This window comes from Ascidiaceihabitans sp. (assembly GCF_039986515.1).
Lineage (GTDB): Bacteria > Pseudomonadota > Alphaproteobacteria > Rhodobacterales > Rhodobacteraceae > Ascidiaceihabitans.
The window spans coordinates 137,002-156,162 of record NZ_JBDWQO010000019.1 but is presented as its reverse complement, the minus strand read 5'-3'; the positions used below and the strand labels follow the sequence as shown (position 1 = coordinate 156,162).

General features: G+C 54.7%; 19 protein-coding genes. 14 read left to right on the top strand and 5 right to left on the bottom strand.

Annotated elements, in window-relative coordinates; genetic code table 11:
* Positions 1-11: 11 nt before the first annotated feature.
* A complete protein-coding gene (locus ABJL60_RS19635) occupies positions 12-869 on the bottom strand; it encodes a bile acid:sodium symporter family protein (RefSeq protein ID WP_348374070.1) in 858 nt (285 codons plus the stop codon).
* 65 nt (positions 870-934) lie between these two features.
* On the bottom strand, positions 935-2,707 hold the full coding sequence (locus ABJL60_RS19630; RefSeq protein ID WP_348374069.1) for an SLC13 family permease: 1,773 nt from the start codon (positions 2,705-2,707) through the stop codon (positions 935-937).
* A 192-nt stretch (positions 2,708-2,899) separates the two neighbouring features.
* Between ABJL60_RS19630 and ABJL60_RS19625 the strand changes: the two genes are divergently transcribed.
* Positions 2,900-3,640, top strand: a complete 741-nt coding sequence (locus tag ABJL60_RS19625) for a YebC/PmpR family DNA-binding transcriptional regulator (RefSeq protein WP_348288151.1) — start codon at positions 2,900-2,902, stop codon at positions 3,638-3,640.
* A 103-nt stretch (positions 3,641-3,743) separates the two neighbouring features.
* On the opposite strand, the gene ABJL60_RS19620 is transcribed toward ABJL60_RS19625, so the two are convergent.
* On the bottom strand, positions 3,744-4,013 hold the full coding sequence (locus ABJL60_RS19620; protein WP_348288153.1) for a hypothetical protein: 270 nt from the start codon (positions 4,011-4,013) through the stop codon (positions 3,744-3,746).
* Positions 4,014-4,326: 313 nt separating this feature from the next.
* On the opposite strand from ABJL60_RS19620, the gene ABJL60_RS19615 reads away from it, so the two are divergent.
* The 7 genes from ABJL60_RS19615 to ABJL60_RS19585 all read left to right on the top strand — a co-directional run bounded on the left by ABJL60_RS19615 (position 4,327) and on the right by ABJL60_RS19585 (position 12,595).
* Positions 4,327-5,232, top strand: coding sequence for a DMT family transporter (locus ABJL60_RS19615; RefSeq protein WP_348374068.1), 906 nt, complete (start codon positions 4,327-4,329; stop codon positions 5,230-5,232).
* An 86-nt stretch (positions 5,233-5,318) separates the two neighbouring features.
* On the top strand, positions 5,319-5,903 hold the full coding sequence (betI, locus tag ABJL60_RS19610; RefSeq protein ID WP_348374067.1) for a transcriptional regulator BetI: 585 nt from the start codon (positions 5,319-5,321) through the stop codon (positions 5,901-5,903).
* On the top strand, positions 5,890-7,398 hold the full coding sequence (gene betC / locus ABJL60_RS19605; RefSeq protein WP_348374066.1) for a choline-sulfatase: 1,509 nt from the start codon (positions 5,890-5,892) through the stop codon (positions 7,396-7,398). Before betI ends, betC begins: the two co-directional genes overlap by 14 nt.
* An 84-nt stretch (positions 7,399-7,482) precedes the next feature.
* Positions 7,483-8,667: a BCCT family transporter gene (locus ABJL60_RS19600; RefSeq protein WP_348374065.1), complete on the top strand. Its 1,185-nt coding sequence runs from the start codon at positions 7,483-7,485 to the stop codon at positions 8,665-8,667.
* A gap of 75 nt (positions 8,668-8,742) precedes the next feature.
* Positions 8,743-10,194: a betaine-aldehyde dehydrogenase gene (gene betB, locus ABJL60_RS19595; protein ID WP_348374064.1), complete on the top strand. Its 1,452-nt coding sequence runs from the start codon at positions 8,743-8,745 to the stop codon at positions 10,192-10,194.
* Positions 10,194-11,843, top strand: a complete 1,650-nt coding sequence (gene betA, locus ABJL60_RS19590; RefSeq protein ID WP_348374063.1) for a choline dehydrogenase — start codon at positions 10,194-10,196, stop codon at positions 11,841-11,843. Before betB ends, betA begins: the two co-directional genes overlap by 1 nt.
* Before the next feature lie 86 nt (positions 11,844-11,929).
* The gene (locus tag ABJL60_RS19585) at positions 11,930-12,595 is read left to right on the top strand and encodes a thermonuclease family protein (RefSeq protein ID WP_348374062.1); all 666 of its coding nucleotides are present in this window, start codon (positions 11,930-11,932) and stop codon (positions 12,593-12,595) included.
* 9 nt (positions 12,596-12,604) lie between these two features.
* On the opposite strand, the gene ABJL60_RS19580 is transcribed toward ABJL60_RS19585, so the two are convergent.
* Both ABJL60_RS19580 and ABJL60_RS19575 read right to left on the bottom strand, forming a co-directional pair.
* Positions 12,605-14,005, bottom strand: a complete 1,401-nt coding sequence (locus ABJL60_RS19580) for a short-chain fatty acyl-CoA regulator family protein (RefSeq protein WP_348318588.1) — start codon at positions 14,003-14,005, stop codon at positions 12,605-12,607.
* A gap of 89 nt (positions 14,006-14,094) precedes the next feature.
* Positions 14,095-15,309: a multidrug effflux MFS transporter gene (locus ABJL60_RS19575; protein WP_348374061.1), complete on the bottom strand. Its 1,215-nt coding sequence runs from the start codon at positions 15,307-15,309 to the stop codon at positions 14,095-14,097.
* 191 nt (positions 15,310-15,500) lie between these two features.
* Here ABJL60_RS19575 and ABJL60_RS19570 point away from each other — a divergent pair, with 191 nt between their 5' ends.
* The 6 genes from ABJL60_RS19570 (at position 15,501) to ABJL60_RS19545 (ending at position 19,147) form a co-directional block, all read left to right on the top strand.
* Entirely contained in the window at positions 15,501-17,033 is a 1,533-nt protein-coding gene (locus tag ABJL60_RS19570; RefSeq protein ID WP_348374060.1) for an acyl-CoA carboxylase subunit beta, read from the top strand.
* Between the two features lie 10 nt (positions 17,034-17,043).
* Positions 17,044-17,565, top strand: coding sequence for a hypothetical protein (locus tag ABJL60_RS19565; protein ID WP_348374059.1), 522 nt, complete (start codon positions 17,044-17,046; stop codon positions 17,563-17,565).
* Positions 17,562-18,008 carry a hypothetical protein gene (locus tag ABJL60_RS19560; protein WP_348374058.1) on the top strand — a complete coding sequence of 149 codons (447 nt, stop codon included), beginning with the start codon at positions 17,562-17,564 and terminating at the stop codon, positions 18,006-18,008. The genes ABJL60_RS19565 and ABJL60_RS19560 overlap by 4 nt, the downstream gene beginning before the upstream one ends.
* Positions 18,005-18,403, top strand: a complete 399-nt coding sequence (locus tag ABJL60_RS19555) for a cupin domain-containing protein (RefSeq protein WP_348374057.1) — start codon at positions 18,005-18,007, stop codon at positions 18,401-18,403. Before ABJL60_RS19560 ends, ABJL60_RS19555 begins: the two co-directional genes overlap by 4 nt.
* A complete protein-coding gene (locus ABJL60_RS19550; protein ID WP_348374056.1) occupies positions 18,400-18,786 on the top strand; it encodes a DUF6497 family protein in 387 nt (128 codons plus the stop codon). Before ABJL60_RS19555 ends, ABJL60_RS19550 begins: the two co-directional genes overlap by 4 nt.
* A 214-nt stretch (positions 18,787-19,000) precedes the next feature.
* Positions 19,001-19,147: a hypothetical protein gene (locus tag ABJL60_RS19545; protein ID WP_181364489.1), complete on the top strand. Its 147-nt coding sequence runs from the start codon at positions 19,001-19,003 to the stop codon at positions 19,145-19,147.
* Positions 19,148-19,161 lie beyond the last annotated feature (14 nt).

The following is a 19,161-nucleotide window of genomic DNA, read 5'->3' as shown; positions in this document are numbered from 1 at the left end:
AATGGAAATCCTTATCTTTTGCGGTACCAGGCCACAAAGGGGGCCGCGACAAAGTACATCAATATACCATAGACGGCTGATGGTAGGGCCATGGTTGAAAAGCCTTCTGATTGCCCAGAAATGATCGCAGCCAAGGCAATACCCAGCGTCGCGTTCTGTACACCAGTTTCGATCGAAACAGTTTTCATTTCATTCCATGTCAGACCGGATGCGCGGGCCAAACCAAGCCCAAGCAGCATCAGGCCGATGTTCATCACAATCAGGGCCGGACCAAGGGTGCTTAGATTGTCGATCAACAGCGCCCAATTGCCAGCAATCGCGGCCAAAACGATAACAACAAACAAAACCGTGGCCAGCACCGACAAAACTGGTTCGATGCGCTGCGCAAACCCTGTTGCAAAGTGTCTGACTGTCACACCAATCAATACGGGCAAAGTGGTGATCAAAAAGACCGCGATTGCCAGTGTGGCAATGTCAATTTGCGGTGCGTTCTCGCCCATGAAATGCACAACGGACCATGCTGCCAGAAAGGGCACAGTCAGCAACCCCAATAGGCTTATGACGGCGGTAAGGGACACTGACAGTGCCACATCACCTTTGGCCAGTTTGGTAATCATGTTGCTGGTCACACCGCCCGGGCAAAAAGACAGCAGCATGAACCCAACCGCCAGCTCACCGGGTAGCTTGAATGCGATCACCACCAGATAGGCCACAACGGGAAGGGCGATGATTTGTGCAACAGCGCCGACCCCGAAGGCCCGCAATCGTGTCAGAACACCTGCGAAATCGCCAAACGTCAGGCCGATCCCCAAGGATAGCATGATGATTGCAAGCGACAGTGGCAAAACCACGTTGATAAGAATGTCCATCGAAGGCCCTTCAGGTTTTTCTACACATTCTAATGTGCTTGCCGATTGGCAAGAAAAACGTCCCGTCAGAGCGGCCAGAATACCAGAATTGCAGGAATAGAGACCGCTACAACTATGATTTCCAACGGAAGCCCCATGCGCCAGTAATCTCCGAAACCGTAGCCGCCCGGCCCCAGAATAAGCGTGTTGTTCTTATGGCCGATGGGCGTCAGGAACGCCGATGACGCAGCCACAGCCACAGCCATCAAAAACGGATCCGGCGAAACACCCAGAGTTTGGGCCATTTGAATGCCCACAGGGGCGGCGACAATGGTTGTCGCGGTGTTGTTCAGCACATCTGACAACGTCATGGTAACAATCATCAAGACGGTCAGCACCATCCACGCAGGCAATCCTTGGGTCCATCCTATCAAAGCACCTGCAATCAGCTCGGTGCCGCCTGATGTTTCCAAGGCGGCCCCAAGCGGGATCATAGACCCCAAAAGCACAACCACGGGCCATTCGATATGCGTGTAAAGTTCCGACAAGGGCACGATGCGCGTCAAAACGTAAGCCACCACAACCATGCCCAATGCGACAGGCAGATAGATAAGCCCCAAGCTTGCGGCGATCACGGCCCCGCCGAACATGGCAATCGCCAGCCAGACTTTGCTGTTTTCAGTCACTGCCAACCCGCGATCCGCCAAGGGCAAGCACCCCAACCATTCGGTGACATCCGGTCCACGGTCGCGTGGCACCAGCAGAAGCAAAATGTCTCCGGGCCGCATTTCAGTTTTGCGGATCTCTTTGGATATGCGTTTTCCTTCGCGTGAAATGCCCATCAATACAGAGCTTTGACGCCAAGACAGCCCGACCGCTTGCGCCGTTCGGCCCACCAAGCGGCTGTTTTCCATCACCACGACTTCAATGATCTCAACACCTTCTCCGGCCGCATTTAAGCGTTCCGTGCGTGTCTCGTCTGCCAATGCCAAATCCAGCGCTGTGCGAAATTCGTCTAATGCGTCTGGTGTGGCTTCCAAAACGAAGGCGTCGCCTTCCTGAATTTTTGTATTGCGGGCCTGACCGTAGCGGCGCTTGCCATCCCGGATCAAACCAATGATGGCAACGTCGGTCTTTTCGGCGTCTTCATCCAGCTCTGCGACGCGTTTGCCGATGTGTTTGTTGCCCGCAGGCACGGTCAGCTCTGCGATGTATTGGCTTAGATCGTCTGGTCCGCCGCCATCGTCTTCACGCGCGGGGATCAAACGCCACCCAATCAGTGCCACAAACAAAAGCCCGGCAATGGCCGCAACACCACCGACAGGCGCGAAGTCAAACATCTTGAACGGTGCGCCAAGGCTTTCTTCGCGGATGGCAGCGATGATGATATTGGGCGGGGTGCCGATCAAAGTGACCATGCCGCCCAGGATGGTGGCAAAGCTAAGCGGCATCAGCGACAAACCTGCACTGCGTCCTGCTTTGCGTGCGGTCTGGATGTCGACTGGCATCAACAGTGCCAAGGCCGCGACATTGTTCATAAAGGCGGAAAGCACGCCACCAATTGCGCCCATCAAAGTGATGTGGGCCCCAAGCGACCGGCTTGCGTCGACCAGCGTGCGGGTGATCAAAAAAACAGCACCCGACCGCACGAGGCCCGCTGATACGACCAGCACCAACGCCACCACCAGCGTGGCTGGATGGCCAAAGCCCGAAAAGGCATCTTTTTGCGGCACGACCCCCAGCACCACGCCGACCATCAGGGCCGAAAAGGCCACGATATCGTAGCGAAAACGCCCCCACAGCAGAAGGCCAAAGACCGCGCCGAACAGCGAAAACAGGATGATTTGATCAGGTGTCATAGCGGCACAGTATGGTCTTGTGCACGTGGGGGCCAGCGCGATTTTCAACGCGGTTTGAAGGCTTTGCCCGCGATCTATTTGGCTGTGGAACCGTATCCTGTGGTGCAGAATGCGCACGTGGGCTTGCGCCTGCAACCTTGCCTGCCTTATAGCAACGGCCAACATGCAGCAGATGAATTCTTGGAGGATGCTATGGCAGGCCACTCAAAATGGGCGAATATTCAGCACCGAAAAGGGCGTCAGGACAAACTGCGCTCTAAATTGTTTTCCAAGCTGGCCAAAGAAATCACGGTGGCCGCGAAGATGGGGGACCCCGACCCCGACAAGAACCCGCGTTTGCGATTGGCCGTAAAAGAAGCCAAATCCAACTCTGTGCCTAAGGACGTGATTGATCGCGCGATCAAGAAATCCCAAGCGGGTGAGGGGGATGATTACGAAGAAATCCGCTATGAAGGTTACGGCCCCAATGGCGTGGCTGTCATCGTGGAAACCATGACTGACAACCGCAACCGCACCGCATCCACTGTGCGATCCACATTTTCAAAAAACGGCGGAAATCTCGGCGAGACGGGCAGCGTTGGGTTTATGTTCGACCGCAAAGGCGAAGTCAGCTACGGCGCGGATGTTGGCGATGCGGATACTGTGATGATGGCTGCCATTGAGGCGGGCGCAGAAGATGTCGAAAGCTCGGACGAGGGTCATATCGTTTGGTGTGCCGACACCGACCTGAATGATGTGTCCACGGCCTTGGAGGCGGAATTGGGCGAATCTTCTTCGACCAAATTGGTATGGCGTCCTACGACGACAACTGAAATGGACCTTGAGGCGATGGAAAAGTTGATGCGACTGGTCGATGCGCTGGAAGATGATGATGATGTCCAACGCGTTACAACCAATTTTGAAGCGTCTGACGAGGTGATGTCGCAACTCTGATGCGGCGTCCATAACTGAAAAAATCGGTTGTCAAAAATTCCTGCCCTTCCATTCAATTGGAGGGGCTTTTTTTACGTCTATGTGCCGCGAACGGCTGACGCAGTTAGCCGAACAAGGCGCGCGTCAGTCCAATCCAGCTTTTGCGGTTTTCGCTTTCGCGCTGGGGTGCTTTCACATCGACCCGGCGCATCAGCTCTTTGACTTCGTTCAGGCGCAGCTTGGCCGCGTTGCCCCCCGCGCGACTTTGCACGCTAAGAATTTTTTCCTGAGTATAAAGCGCGTCCTGGATCAGTTTGAGATCCCTCGCGCTTAGGTCCAGATTATGTGCGTTTTCCAACATCTTTTCGATCTTTCTATGTGCCTGCTTAGTCATATGGTAATTGCAAAGAGATACGCCAATCATCAATGTTCAGATCGCTGTGATATGGATGAAACTTTTGTGCAAATTTGTGCCCAGTCGGCAGCATCTAAGTATAGCTCATCGCTTTGTAAAGGCGTCATCTTTCACTATTTCAGCATCAGTTGATTGTGCGCAGGTTTGAAATGGATTTGCGGTCAAAATAAAACACGAAGCGGCTTGGGTTTGGCACGTTTGTGCCCCTGTTTTCATCCGGGGGGCGCGTTTGTCGGCGCAGTCAGGCCGTTAGCCCTTGTGACCGCTTGGTGTTTGGGTGTTGATACGCGGTATGGTTCAAACATCTTCCTCGCGCCCGATGGCCGGTATCTTTTGGATGCTGGTGACAGGGCTTTCTTTTGTTGCGGTCACGGCATTGGTCAAGTGGATGGGCCCCACGATGCCACCTGCGCAATCTGCGTTTTTGCGGTATTTGTTGGGTCTGGTTTTCTTGCTGCCGATGATCCGCGAATTGCGCAGTGCAACCGTGACACCGCGGCAATGGAAGCTGTTCGGACTGCGTGGCTTTTTGCATGCATTTGGTGTGATGCTTTGGTTTTTTGCCATGACGCGCATTCCTATCGCTGAAGTGACCGCGATGAACTATCTGGCACCGGTCTACGTTTCGATCGGAGCCGCTATTTTTCTAGGCGAACGTCTGGCACTGCGGCGCATTATGGCTGTGGTTATCGCGTTGGTGGGGGCGGCCATAATATTGCGGCCCGGATTCAGGGAAGTTTTGCCCGGTCATCTGGCGATGCTGGTTGCGGCCGTTGTCTTCGCGGGGTCGTATCTTTTGGCGAAGATCATGGCCGATGAGACCAAACCGACGGTGGTTGTTGCCATGTTGTCGTTGTTTGTCACCGTGGCTTTGGCGCCGTTTGCGGCCTATCATTGGGTGACGCCGACGTGGTCCGATATTGGCATATTGTTTGCTGTGGCCCTTTTTGCCCAAGCGGGGCACTACACCATGACCCTCGCTTTTGCAGCGGCCCCTGTGACCGTGACGCAACCTATCACCTTCTTGCAACTTGTCTGGGCCACTTTGCTTGGCTTGATCGTTTTCGATGAAGCCGTCGACACATATGTCATTCTTGGAGGCGTTCTGATTTTGGCTTCTGTCACGTTCATCACATGGCGCGAAGCTGTTTTGAAACGCGGCCCCATCACCCCCACAACACCTGCCACGAAGGTCTAGCCGTTTTTATTGATTGACGAGTTAATAAAAATCCTTCTAGGGTTAGCGCCAATAGAAAACTGCTTTATTTATGTGTTGGGGGATGCATGCCAAAGCTTGGAATGGAACCTATTCGACGATCCGCCTTGGTCACGGCGACCATTGAGGAAATAGGCGCAGCTGGCCATCTGGGTGTGACCGTCGGCCAAATCGCCAAACGCGCAGGCATGTCCACTGCGTTGGCCCATCACTATTTTGGTGGCAAAGATCAGATTTTTCTGGCCGCCATGCGCCATATTTTGCGCGAGTTCGGGCAAGAAGCCCTTGTGCGATTGCGCGACGCCCGCACGCCCTACGCCCGCGCCGAGGCCATCGTGGGGGCCTGTTTTGCGCCGTCCTGTTTTGCCCCCGCCACGATCAGTGCTTGGATGACGCTTTATGCCCGAGCGCAGACAAACGACGGCACAGCGCGTTTGTTGCGGCTGTACCAACTGCGTTTGCATTCGAATTTGACGCATGCTTTGCGGCCCCTGACCGACACCCCCGATGTCGCGGCAACAACAATGGCGTCTTTGATTGATGGCCTATATTTACGTGCAGCTTTGGCGCGCACGTCTGATGCAAACCACGCGCATCAAACGGCACTGAATGCCCTAAAAACGATTGTGGCCCCCAAAAATGACCAAGCCTAACATCTTGATATTTATGGTGGACCAGTTGAACGGCACGCTGTTTCCCGATGGTCCGGCGGATTGGTTGCATGCACCCAATTTGAAGAAACTGGCCGCACGGTCCACGCGGTTTGCCAACGCCTACACCGCGTCGCCGTTGTGCGCCCCGGGACGGGCGGCGTTTATGTCGGGCCAATTGCCCTCCGCGACAGGTGTCTATGACAACGCGGCAGAATTTCCATCGTCGTTGCCCACCTATGCCCACCATTTGCGCCGCGCCGGTTACCAAACCTGCCTTTCAGGCAAGATGCATTTCGTAGGCCCCGACCAGTTGCATGGTTTTGAAGAACGCCTGACAACGGATGTATATCCGCCCGATTTTGGCTGGACGCCGGACTACCGTAAACCGGGGGAACGCATCGACTGGTGGTATCACAACATGGGGTCTGTCACCGGCGCGGGCGTGGCCGAGATCAGCAACCAGATGGAATACGACGATGAAGTCGCCTATCACGCGACCCGCAAGGTCTATGATCTGGCGCGGGGCAAGGACGACCGCCCTTGGTGCTTGACCGTCAGCTTCACGCATCCGCACGATCCCTATGTTGCGCGCAAGAAGTATTGGGATCTCTATGAGGATTGCGAACACCTGCTGCCGACTGTGCCCGCAATGGAGTACGACGATCACGACACCCATTCAAAGCGCATTTTTGACGCCAACGACTGGCGCAGCTTTGACATCACCGAAGACGACATCAAGCGGTCCCGTCGCGCGTATTTTGCCAATATTTCGTATCTGGACGACAAGATCGGTGAGGTGATGGAAGCCTTGGAAGGCACCCGCCAAGAAGCGATCATTCTGTTTGTATCGGATCACGGGGATATGTTGGGCGAGCGCGGATTGTGGTTCAAAATGTCCTTCTTTGAAGGGTCTGCGCGGGTTCCGATGATGATCAGCGCCCCGCAAATGGAACCGGGATTGCACACAACGCCTGTGTCGAACATCGATGTTTGCCCAACGCTGTGTGATCTGGCGGGGGTGGACATGTCCGAGGTGATGCCATGGACCGCGGGCCAGTCTGTCGTGCCGATGGGGCAGGGCGTTGAACGCACGGAACCTGTCGCGATGGAATACACAGCCGAGGCGTCTTATGCCCCGATGGTGTCGCTGCGGTACGGCAAGTGGAAATACAACCGTTGTGCTTTGGATGCGGACCAGTTGTTTGATTTGGACGCCGACCCACATGAGTTGACCAATCTGGCGCAGGTGCCTGCGCACAAAGGGACGCTGGACCAGCTACGCGCCAAATCCGAAGCGCGTTGGGATCTGGATAAGTTCGACGCAGAGGTGCGCGCCAGCCAAGCGAAACGCTGGGTGGTTTACGAGGCCCTTCGTGAAGGCGGATATTTCCCGTGGGATTTCCAGCCTTTGCAAAAAGCATCGGAGCGGTACATGCGCAATCATATGGACCTCAACACAGTTGAGGAAGACGCACGATATCCGCGCGGCGAATGACATAAATGTAACGACCACTTCGAAGGATGCAGGGTGTTTGAGCCTTAACGAAGCATTCAAGCCAACAACCAACGAGGACCGAAAATGTTAACGTCGCTCATTTCTTTCGGGGTCATTCTGGCATTTGTGCTGGTGGCCATTTGCGTGATCAAATGGTGGAATTTGCCGCTGACGGGCGTGACGCCTGTGCCGCTGTTCACCTTTATCGCGATCCTGTTTACGTCGGGTTTGGATGTGGGACTTATCATGTTTCCGCTCGCCTTTGATTATCCGCTATACGCCGACACGGCGACCGAACCGGCCTATGCTTTCACCAATCCGCTTGCGCTTGAATTCGGTTTCTGGGGCTTTTTGATCTGGGCGTTCTACTTTTTGACGACCTTTTACTTCTGCGCAATCGAACCACGCGTGAAGTTCTTTGACATCCCGTTTGTGAAGCTTCTGAACAATATCGTGATCATCACAACCTGCGCCTTCACAGGCGCATTGTTCCTGATCTACATGCCCTATTACATCGCAGAAGTCGGTGACGGCGAAACGATTTTGCCGGTCTTCTACCTGATCTGCTTCCTTGTGATCCTGGTGGCGGCGTTTTCGTCCACAGACCTCAAGTTTGTGCGGGTTCTATCCGTCAGCTCGACGATCCTGTTCTTGTTGCTTATCCTTTACATGTTCCTGAACGCAGGCATGAGCGTGGGCGATCTGGCATCAACCGGCAGCAATATCGGCGGGTATTTCACCAAAATCCATAAGTTCATCATTCCGCTGACGGATTATCATGAATTCTACCTGTTCTGGTGGTTTGCATGGTCCATCATGATTGGTCAGTTTGTCAGTCGCTTTGTCGGTGGGTTGAAAACATGGCAATTGCTGGCGTCCTTGCTTGTGTTCCCATCCATTCCATTGGCGCTGTGGTTCACCGTTTTGTACTATTACCACCTGAACGGTATCGGCACAGCAGGCTTCCCGAACTGGGCCATGACCATCGTGGGCATCGTGTTTGTCGTAAATTCGTTCGACAGTCTCATTCGCTTGTACACAGACAACCTGAACCTGACGACCGAGCGTTTCGGCACCGTGTCTTATGTGTTGGCCAACGCCATCGGCTTGTTTGTTCTGACACTGCTGTTCCAAAGCCAGTGGTTGCAAATCCAGTGGGTCGGCTCTGTGGTCATCGTGATCTACCTGTTGGCGCTTGCGTATATGTTCTTTGTAAAACGCGACAGGCTTTCGGGTTTGACGGGCAACGCGCAAACACCTGCTGAATAAGCACCTTCAAAAATCAATCCCCCGTCCAACGCATGATCTGTGCATTGGGCGGGACGCAACAAAACGAGAGATTTCATGCAGACCCAACCCAAAGCCAGCCACTTTATCAACGGTGAATATGTCGAAGACACTGCCGGAACACCCATCGAGGTGATTTATGCCGCCACAGGTGAAAAAATCGCGCAGGTGTATTCTGCGACGCCTGCAATTGTCGAACAGGCTTTGGATGCTGCACGTGCGGCTTGGCCCGCTTGGGCGGCGATGTCTGGCACAGAACGGGGCCGCATTTTGCGCCGCGCGGCCGACATGATCCGTGATCGCAATCACGAGCTATCAGTTCTGGAAACCTACGACACAGGCAAACCCTATCAGGAAACGATCGCGGTTGACGCGACCTCGGGGGCGGATGCGCTTGAATATTTCGGCGGCATGGCCGCGACCCTGACGGGCGAACACATCCAATTGGGTGACGATTGGGTTTATACCCGCCGCGAGGCGCTGGGCGTCTGCGTCGGGATCGGCGCGTGGAACTATCCCACACAAATCGCCTGCTGGAAGGGCGCACCGGCCTTGGCGTGTGGCAATTCGTTGGTGTTCAAACCGTCTGAGACCACGCCGTTATGTGCGTTGAAAGTGGCCGAGATTTTGGTTGAGGCTGGTCTTCCGAAAGGCATCTACAATGTCATTCAGGGTTTGGGGGATGTGGGCGCGGCTTTGGTCACCGATGACCGTGTCGACAAGGTGTCGCTGACAGGATCTGTTCCGACAGGCCGCAAGGTCTATGCGGCGGCGGCAGCAGGCATCAAACACGTCACCATGGAACTTGGCGGCAAGTCCCCGATGATTGTGTTCGAAGATGCAGATATCGAAAATGCAGTCGGCGGCGCGATCTTGGGGAACTTTTATTCCTCGGGACAGGTCTGTTCCAACGGCACACGCGTGTTTGTGCATAAAGACATCAAAGAAGCGTTTCTAAAGCGCCTCTCCGAGCGCCTGGCCACCGCAGTGATCGGCGATCCGCAAGACCCCGACACCAACTTCGGGCCAGTGGTGTCTGAACGCCAGATGGATATCGTGCTGGGTTACATCGAAAAAGGTCAGGCTGAGGGGGCGCGTCTGGTTTATGGCGGCAAACGTTTGGACCGCGACGGGTTCTATCTGGAACCTACAGTCTTTGCGGACGTCAAAGACGATATGACCATTGCACGTGAAGAGATCTTTGGCCCCGTGATGGCGGTTCTTGATTTTGAGGATGAAGCGGATGTGATGGCACGCGCCAATGACACGGAATTTGGCTTGGCCGCAGGTGTGTTCACCAACGATCTGACACGCGCACACCGTGTCGCAGCCGGGTTTGAAGCAGGGACATGTTTCATCAATTCCTACAACGATGCCCCTGTTGAAGCGCCCTTTGGCGGATCGAAAAACTCAGGCGTTGGACGTGAGAACTCCAAGGCGGCGATTGAACACTATTCGCAACTCAAATCCGTTTATGTGCGTATGGGTGATGTCGAGGCGCCGTTTTGATGGAAGCAGATTATGTGATTGTTGGGGCCGGCAGTGCGGGATGCGCTATGGCCTACCGTTTGGCCGAGGCGGGAAAAGACGTATTGGTGATCGAACACGGGGGCACGGACGCAGGGCCGTTCATCCAGATGCCTGCTGCACTGTCTTACCCGATGAACATGAAACGGTACGATTGGGGCTACACATCGGAACCCGAACCGCATCTGGGGGGGCGCAAGCTGGCATGCCCACGCGGCAAGGTCATTGGCGGATCGTCGTCAATCAACGGCATGGTTTATGTGCGCGGGCACGCACGCGATTTTGACCATTGGGCCGAAAGCGGCGCGGATGGTTGGGCCTATGCGGACGTGTTGCCCTATTACAAACGCATGGAGACATGGGACGATGGCGGGCACGGCGGTGACCCCGAATGGCGCGGCACAGATGGGCCTTTGCATGTGACACGCGGCCCACGTGAGAACCCGCTGTTCAAAGCCTTTGTCGAGGCTGGCAAGCAGGCAGGCTATGAGGCCACGGATGACTACAACGGGCAAAAGCAGGAAGGCTTTGGCCCGATGGAGCAAACGGTGCACAAAGGGCGACGCTGGTCTGCGGCCAACGCCTATTTACGGCCTGCCTTGAAACGCGAAAACTGCAAACTGATCAACGGTTTGGTTGAGAAGGTCGTGATCGAAGACGGTAAAGCCACTGGTGTGGCCTTGGCGGGTGGGCAGGTTGTGAAAGCGCGCCACGAAGTGATCCTTGCGGCGTCCTCGATCAACTCCCCGAAAATTCTGATGTTGTCGGGGATCGGACCTGCCGGTCATCTGGCTGAACACGGTATCGAAGTGGTCGCCGACCGTCCCGGCGTCGGGCAGAATTTGCAAGATCATCTGGAGCTGTATTTGCAAATGGCGGCCAGCCAACCCATCACGCTGTACAAACACTGGAATATGTTTTCCAAGGCGATGATCGGGGCGCAATGGCTGTTCACAAAGACGGGTATGGGCGCGTCCAACCAGTTTGAAAGTGCGGCGTTCATCCGGTCAAAACCCGGTGTGGATTATCCCGATATTCAGTACCATTTCTTGCCCATCGCTGTGCGATATGACGGCAAGGTGGCGGCTGAAGGCCACGGGTTTCAAGCGCACACAGGCCCGATGCGATCTGTGTCGCGTGGGTCCGTCACGCTGCGCTCGAACAATCCGCAAGACGACCCGAAGATTTTGTTTAATTACATGTCGGACCCTTCGGATTGGGAAGATTTCCGCCGCTGTATTCGCTTGACCCGCGAGATCTTCTCGCAAGATGCGTTCAAGCCCTATGTGAAGCACGAAATCCAACCCGGGGAGGCGGTGCAATCAGACGATGAGCTGGACGCATTCATCGCCGAACATGTGGAAAGCGCCTACCATCCCTGCGGAACCTGTAAAATGGGGCGGCGGGATGACCCGATGGCTGTGGTGGACGCGCAGGGACAGGTGATTGGCGTCGAAGGGCTGCGTGTGGCAGACAGCAGCATTTTTCCACGCATCACAAATGGCAATCTGAATGGGCCGTCGATCATGGTTGGGGAAAAGATGTCTGATCATGTGCTGGGCCGCGATCCCTTGCCACGCGCCAACGATCAGCCGTGGATTCACCCAGACTGGGAAACAGAGCAAAGGTAAAGCGTTCGCGCTTTCCTTCATGTTTTGTTTACCTTAGTTACTGGTTTTGCTTGATGTGTTCATGCTTTACCCTCATTTGAGGGGGCATGAACACGTTTTGCACCGCCATCGTTTTATGTTTGTTACCTATTCTTGCCGGGGCGGAAACGTCTGGCCAATTTACCGGTCGCGTTGTTGTCATTGACGGTGACACCTTTGATGTCGGTGACACGCGGGTGCGTTTGCATGGCGTTGATGCCCCTGAAAAAGACCAGCATTGTGTCACCGAACAGGGAACGTCCTGGCAATGTGGGGCATGGGTCAACGATCAGGTGCGCCAGCGGATACAAGGGCAAATCGCGACTTGCACCCAAATCACTGTCGACAGATACAACCGTGTTGTTGCCTCATGTGACGTGGCCGGCGAAGACATTGGTCGCGCGCTGGTGTCCGATGGATTGGCGTTTGCCTATGCCAAATATTCCACGGCCTATGTTCTGGATGAAAAGGGCGCTGCGATCAACGATCGTGGTTTGCACGCCAGCCGTGTGCAAAGCCCGTCACAGTTTCGCAAAAGCCGCATCAAGGGACGCATTCCGCCGGACCGGGACTGTGTGATCAAAGGCAATGTGTCGGCGGATGGTAAGCGCATCTTTCACCGGCCAGGTCAGGCATTCTATGAGCGTACAGGCATCAACACCCAAAAAGGCGAACGGTGGTTTTGTTCCGTTCAAGATGCGGTTGCATCCGGGTGGCGGGCCGCAAAGCGCTGAAATTACGCGCTAATCCACAGTGTAAGGCAGCACGTCACGCAAGTCGGTATCAATGGTCAATTTGCGTTCAAGCGGCGGCACTGAGCGTTGGTGACAGGTCTTGCGTTCGCAAATCCGACACGAAATCCCGATAGGTTCAAACGCATCGGTCCGGCCAAGATCCAAACCATCCGCATAGACCAACGCCCCGGCATGCGCGACTTCACACCCCAAAGCGATCGCGAACCGGCGCACGGGTGCGCCATAACGGCCCGCCGGTTTCGACACGTCGCGGGCCAAGTTGATATAGCCGACCCCGTCTGGCGTTTCTGCCAACTGGCGCAGAAACTGGCCCGGTTGTTCGAACGCGCGGTGTACGTTCCAAAGCGGGCAGGCACCGCCAAATCGGGCAAATTGCAGACGCGTGGCGGAATGCCTTTTGGTGATCGTGCCTGCTTGATCGACGCGCACAAAGAAAAACGGAATACCTTTCGCGCCGGGTCGTTGCATGGTGGCCAAACGGTGTGCGACCTGTTCGATCGAGGCACCAAACCGCCCCGCCAACCATTCGACGTCATGCCGGCTGTCTTGGGCGGATTGCAAAAAGGTGGCGTAGGGCATCAGTGCGGCGCCAGCAAAGTAGTTTGCCAATCCGATTTTTGCGATAGCGCGGGCTTCTTGCGTTTGAAACCGGGCCAGATCTAGGGTCGCTTCCAATAGTGCGTTTTGTTTGATCAAGGCGACTTGAAGAAGCAATTGGAAGGTTTGCGTTTCGGGGGCTGCACGCAAGGAAATGGTCAGTTTTTTAGTCGATGGAACGTAAGATCGCAGTCTGTCGGTGTCCTCAAATGCAACTGTGATCCCTTCCGTGCCAAGGGTTGAGACGGCGGCGAGCCGGATGTTTCCCGAACGGCCCTGATCCGTGGCAAAATGCTCCGCGGCGCGATCCACAGGATCAATGTAGTTGTCACAATAGTGGAAAAAGTCGCGGACTTCCTCCCATGGGCTTGGTCGTGCGCGCGCGTCCTCACGTCCCAACGCCTCGTCTAATGATGCAAGTCTTTCATGGGTTTGGCGGTAGCTGTTGTGCAATTCGATAAAGGCGCGTGCAAGCGTCGGTGCATTTGATGCTGCCAGCCGAAGATCCGCGATCGGTGGCATGTCACCGGCAAAAACCGGATCGGCCAAAGCTTCGCGCATGTCGCTGACCAGACGTTCGCCATCTCCGGTCGAAAGTTCCGTGACATCAATACCGAACTCACCAGCAAGGGACAGCACAACCGCTGTGCTGACGGGCCGGTTGTTGTTTTCCATCTGATTGAGATAAGGCAGCGACACACCCAGCTTCGCAGCAAAGTCTTTTTGCGTCAGCTGAACGCGGGTGCGCACCTCGCGCAGTTTTGCGCCTGCATAAAGTTTCTGCGTTGCCATAAGCTACCTTCACCGCCGTGTCTTTGCAGATTTGCAATGGTTTAGCGTAACTTTGCAAAGCATCCCGTGCAAGTCGCAGGTTTCAGGCGCTACAGCTGCAACCGTGCTTCGCGGCGATACACCAGCAGTATTGAGGTTAAGGCCGCGCATGAGGTGATCAGCATGATCAAAATCAACGGGTAGGCCCCTGTTTCAGGCGTCAGCAAAAACAGTGCCAGCATAGACAGGCCAGCGCCCCCGCCGATCATGATTGCGCCACCCAAACCGGATGCTGTACCAGCCAGATGTGGCCGCACCGACAGCATGCCCGCTGTGGCATTCGGGATAACCATGCCGTTGCCCAAGCCCACAAATGTCATCAAGCCGAAGAATGTGAACGCATTGTCCAGGCCCGTCAGAAACAACAACAACATCAAGGCCATGCCAAAGACCAGAACAAGGCAGCCTGCCAAAATAAGTTTGTTCACACCCAAGCGCTGCGCATTGCGGCCCGTGATCCAGTTTCCGGTGAAATAGCCAATGGCGGGTGCCCCAAAACAGATGCCAACCCAGACAGATGACAGGCCAAACACATCGGAGCCAACAAAAGGTCCGCCGCCAAGATAGGCAAAAAACGCGCCTGTGCTAAAGCCGGACGCCATGGAATATCCCCAAAATCTAGGGGATCGCAGCAGTTCCGGGTATTCCTTGAACTGTTGTGCCAGCGTCAAACCAGAGGGTTTCGATGTTTCGCCCAAGTCGTTCCAAACAAGGCAAAACAGAACCAGACCCACAATGAAAAATGCCCAGAAATTGGATTGCCAGCCAAAAAATTCGTTCAAAACGCCGCCAATGGCCGGGCTGACCATCGGAACCACGGCCATGCCCATCGTGACGTAGCCGATCATCGACGCGGATTGGTCTTGGTCATATGAATCGCGCACAATCGCACGACTGAGAACCATACACACCGCGACCGACGCTTGCACCATCCTGAAAAATAAAAACCATCCGACGGTCGGGGCGTAGATACAGGCGACGCTGGCGGTCAGGAAAACAACCAGCCCCCCAAGTAAAACAGGGCGGCGGCCAACTTTGTCCGAGACAGGGCCAATAAAGATTTGCAAAATAGCGCTGACGATCAAGAACAAGGGCACCGAAAGTGTCACTACACTGTAATCGGCGTCGAAATATGCGGTCATGCCGGGCAAACTGGGCAAATACATATTCATCACCATCGCCGACATACCCGACAGGTAAATCAGTGTGAAAATATGTGGCGGAGTGCTGCGATCCAGAAAGCGGATCGTGATCGGCTTATTCATGGTTAACAGCTAGGCCTCGTGCTGTGGGTTGTCTATATGAACCGAACGGAACAGTTCACTATTTGCAGTTTTGCAATTTGCAAAAGATTGACGGAATAGTATTTGCAAATTTGCGGAAAGAGGCTGTGATCTGCCCATGCTCCTTGATAAAACAACCCAAATGAATTCGAATTCCATGAACGGGGCTGACGATGAAAGATATTCTGACCGAGTTAAATGATCGCCGCGAGGCCGCCCGTCTGGGCGGAGGCCAAAAGCGTCTTGATGCGCAACATGGACGAGGCAAGTTAACGGCCCGTGAACGGATTGATCTTTTGGTGGATGAGGGGTCTTTCGAAGAGTTCGACATGTTCGTCACGCACCGTTGCACCGATTTTGGCATGGAAAAACAAAAGCCTGCGGGCGATGGCGTTGTCACGGGGTGGGGCACCATCAATGGCCGCATGGTCTATGTGTTCAGCCAGGATTTCACGGTTCTAGGCGGCTCCGTTTCGGCCACACATGCGATGAAAATCTGCAAAATCATGGACATGGCGATGCAAAATGGCGCACCCGTCATCGGCATCAACGATTCCGGTGGTGCGCGTATTCAGGAAGGCGTGGATTCGCTTGCGGGCTACGGTGAAGTGTTTCAGCGCAACATCATGGCGTCCGGTGTGGTGCCACAGATTTCCGTGATCATGGGGCCATGCGCCGGTGGGGCCGTTTATTCGCCCGCCATGACCGACTTCATCTTTATGGTCAAAGACAGCTCTTACATGTTTGTCACTGGTCCTGACGTGGTGAAAACCGTCACGAACGAAGTGGTCACCGCCGAAGAATTGGGCGGGGCATCGACCCACACCAAGAAATCCTCTGTTGCGGATGCGGCGTTTGAAAACGACGTGGAGGCATTGGCCGAAGTGCGCCGCCTTGTTGACTTCCTGCCGCTGAACAACCGTGAAAAACCCCCCGTGCGTCCGTTCTTTGATGAACCGGGCCGGGTTGAGGCATCTCTGGACACGCTTGTACCAGACAACCCCAACACGCCTTACGACATGAAGGAATTGATCCTGAAGCTGGCGGACGAGGGCGATTTTTACGAAATTCAGGAAGAGTTCGCCAAGAACATCATCACCGGCTTCATCCGTCTTGAGGGGCGCACCGTGGGTGTCGTGGCCAACCAGCCGATGGTTTTGGCAGGGGTTCTGGACATCGACAGCTCGCGTAAGGCTGCGCGGTTCGTGCGCTTTTGTGATGCGTTTGAAATCCCAATCCTGACACTGATCGACGTTCCGGGCTTCTTGCCGGGCACTACCCAAGAATACCGCGGTGTGATTAAACACGGTGCGAAACTGCTGTTTGCCTATGGTGAAGCGACAGTGCCGAAAGTCACCGTCATTACGCGCAAAGCCTATGGCGGTGCCTATGTTGTGATGTCGTCCAAGCATTTGCGTTCTGATTTCAACTACGCGTGGCCCACAGCCGAAATCGCAGTGATGGGGGCCAAGGGGGCGACTGAGATTATCCACCGCGCTGACCTTGGTGATGCCGAGAAAACAGCGGAGCATGTGGCGGACTACGAAGACCGCTTTGCCAACCCGTTTGTTGCCGCCGAACGCGGGTTCATTGACGAAGTGATCCAGCCGCGTTCAACCCGCAAACGGGTCAGCCGCGCCTTTGCATCCCTGCGCAACAAGAAGCAGCAGATGCCTTGGAAAAAGCACGATAACATTCCGTTGTGAGATCAGTAAATTGTATTTGAAACTTCATTTTATCGCATGTTGTTTGCTGTTCTCCTTTGCGGGTGCAGCAGATGCTGCGTGCAAGAGTTCGGATCGGACAACATATTCAAATGGTTTTGTTGGGTGTGCGACAGAGGCAAAATCAGACTTTCTGAGCCGCACACGCTACGTGATTGGCGGTGGACCCGCCGCGCGGCTTTCTTCGCAATCGAAGGCTGCAGTCGTTGTGGTTAACATCGTGAATGTCAAAAGCCCGCCCAAAAACTCAGAGCGCCATGCGCGGAAATTGGGCAAGGAACTATGTCAAACCTACAGGGGGCAATTTCTGGGTTCCGGTGAAACCTTCGGCAACCCCTTCATGGTTGTTGTCGTGCGTTGGGGTTCAGAGAGGCCATATCAGATTGTAGAACAGGATAAAGATGGCAAAATAGTACGGACATCCGACGGCCGGATGAAAATCGTAACCAAGATGGGCTACGACACCAACCAAGCATACCTGACGCGTGGCTGTCTTGTGAAAAGTAGCAGATGAAAGATCAGCAGGCATTTCAGGGCGTATCGGGCAAAAAGCAGCTCGCGGCTGCGAGCATTCACATGTCGGGGGCGGATTATAGCAAGCGCAGCATGAGCATACGGCCCGTCAACGGCTGGTATCTGCTGTGCGAGGGTGAACGGACAGTTCTATGCCGTAGGTACCCTGCGCAGTTTGATTTTGATGCCAGTACCATCTTCCCAAACGCCCATCCTGTTCGTCTTGCCCATCAAATACGCCAAGACATGTGGCGTAAGTTGCAAAATGTGCGTGGTTTTTCGCCAGTGGTTCAGATCACGCACATGGCAGAGGGGCTGCATGTGAAAGCGGGGGGACGTGTTTCGGGACGTGTCACACGCCATATGACAGAACAAGTCGGGGCCGTGCTGGATGATCCGAAAAACCGCGCCCGTTGGCTGCGATGTGCAAAGGGAAACCAATGACACAGCTTTGGAAGAACCAAGCCTTTTCCATCGCTCATGCCGATGATGGGGCATTTGAAGGCAAAGGGTTGCGGCCTTTCTTTGAATATCGCGATCTGGGCATCAGCGCGGCCACCAAAGGCGATTTCGGGGCGCATGCCATTCGTGCTGTGCCGGGTATGGAAAGCCCTGCGACGTGGCACAGCCATGACCTTGATTTCCAGATGGTCTATGTCACCAAAGGCTGGGTGGTGTTTGAATACGAGGGCACCGGCGAACACGTGTTGCGCGAAGGGTCTTGTGTGTTGCAGCCCCCCGGCATCAAGCACCGCGAAGTACGCCATTCCGATGATCTGGAACTGATCGAAATTATCGCACCTGCCGACTTCGCCACCAAAGATGAGACAGCGCCATGATGCTGCGCATTGTAACTTTGGTGATGGGTTTGGCAGGGTCTGGGGCGGTTGCGCAAGATGTGCCTTCTGGCCAATCTGTGACGCTTTTTGATGCGTTGATTGATAAGGTGGAAGGTCAGACATGGCTGCGGATGCGCTATGTGGCTCCGGCCATTGCGCGGGACGGGGGCGGTGTGGATTACGACACAGCAAGCATAGATATGGCCCATTTATGTGCGTCCGCAGCCCTGCCTTACGCCAACGAATACGCCATAGACCCACACACGGTTGTGATTTCTCTGAGCGACCGTGAAACTGAATTTGGTGTGCAGGACCAAGAGGCCACGCAATTTTTTGAGGCATATAGGGTCCAAAATGATGCCTGCATCTGGGAAGCTTTCTGATGGATACACAACATGTTGCGGCTCACTTCTTATGTGGGCAGGTTTTTGAGGCTTTGAAGACACAACTCCGCCGATTGGCTGGCTGTGGATATCTTTTTCGCACCTTTTCGCCTATGATCCCCCAAGGGAATTCCAATCGGAGCCCGACCTCGGTAGAGGAAGTGGGGGCGCATTTCGCGTCTTTGCAAGTTATTGAAAGTGACAGGAGACTTAGATGTCAAAGAGCATCAAATTGCTGGCAACCTTCGGTTTTATCGCCGTTGTTGCTGCCTGTGCGCGTGAGCAGCAGGCCGAAGAATTTGTCGTGGTTGATCCAGAGCCGATCAGCCAGGAACCGACATACACAGGCAAGTACAAGTAATCGTACTGCTACAG

What these genes read in the sequence shown, in the direction of transcription:
- ABJL60_RS19635 (WP_348374070.1), bottom strand. Translation starts at nt 869, where the DNA reads ATGGACATTCTTATCAACGTGGTTTTGCCACTGTCGCTTGCAATCATC.
- ABJL60_RS19630 (WP_348374069.1), bottom strand. Translation starts at nt 2,707, where the DNA reads ATGACACCTGATCAAATCATCCTGTTTTCGCTGTTCGGCGCGGTCTTT.
- ABJL60_RS19625 (WP_348288151.1), top strand. Translation starts at nt 2,900, where the DNA reads ATGGCAGGCCACTCAAAATGGGCGAATATTCAGCACCGAAAAGGGCGT.
- ABJL60_RS19620 (WP_348288153.1), bottom strand. Translation starts at nt 4,013, where the DNA reads ATGACTAAGCAGGCACATAGAAAGATCGAAAAGATGTTGGAAAACGCA.
- ABJL60_RS19615 (WP_348374068.1), top strand. Translation starts at nt 4,327, where the DNA reads ATGGTTCAAACATCTTCCTCGCGCCCGATGGCCGGTATCTTTTGGATG.
- betI (WP_348374067.1), top strand. Translation starts at nt 5,319, where the DNA reads ATGCCAAAGCTTGGAATGGAACCTATTCGACGATCCGCCTTGGTCACG.
- betC (WP_348374066.1), top strand. Translation starts at nt 5,890, where the DNA reads ATGACCAAGCCTAACATCTTGATATTTATGGTGGACCAGTTGAACGGC.
- ABJL60_RS19600 (WP_348374065.1), top strand. Translation starts at nt 7,483, where the DNA reads ATGTTAACGTCGCTCATTTCTTTCGGGGTCATTCTGGCATTTGTGCTG.
- betB (WP_348374064.1), top strand. Translation starts at nt 8,743, where the DNA reads ATGCAGACCCAACCCAAAGCCAGCCACTTTATCAACGGTGAATATGTC.
- betA (WP_348374063.1), top strand. Translation starts at nt 10,194, where the DNA reads ATGGAAGCAGATTATGTGATTGTTGGGGCCGGCAGTGCGGGATGCGCT.
- ABJL60_RS19585 (WP_348374062.1), top strand. Translation starts at nt 11,930, where the DNA reads ATGAACACGTTTTGCACCGCCATCGTTTTATGTTTGTTACCTATTCTT.
- ABJL60_RS19580 (WP_348318588.1), bottom strand. Translation starts at nt 14,005, where the DNA reads ATGGCAACGCAGAAACTTTATGCAGGCGCAAAACTGCGCGAGGTGCGC.
- ABJL60_RS19575 (WP_348374061.1), bottom strand. Translation starts at nt 15,309, where the DNA reads ATGAATAAGCCGATCACGATCCGCTTTCTGGATCGCAGCACTCCGCCA.
- ABJL60_RS19570 (WP_348374060.1), top strand. Translation starts at nt 15,501, where the DNA reads ATGAAAGATATTCTGACCGAGTTAAATGATCGCCGCGAGGCCGCCCGT.
- ABJL60_RS19560 (WP_348374058.1), top strand. Translation starts at nt 17,562, where the DNA reads ATGAAAGATCAGCAGGCATTTCAGGGCGTATCGGGCAAAAAGCAGCTC.
- ABJL60_RS19555 (WP_348374057.1), top strand. Translation starts at nt 18,005, where the DNA reads ATGACACAGCTTTGGAAGAACCAAGCCTTTTCCATCGCTCATGCCGAT.
- ABJL60_RS19550 (WP_348374056.1), top strand. Translation starts at nt 18,400, where the DNA reads ATGATGCTGCGCATTGTAACTTTGGTGATGGGTTTGGCAGGGTCTGGG.
- ABJL60_RS19545 (WP_181364489.1), top strand. Translation starts at nt 19,001, where the DNA reads ATGTCAAAGAGCATCAAATTGCTGGCAACCTTCGGTTTTATCGCCGTT.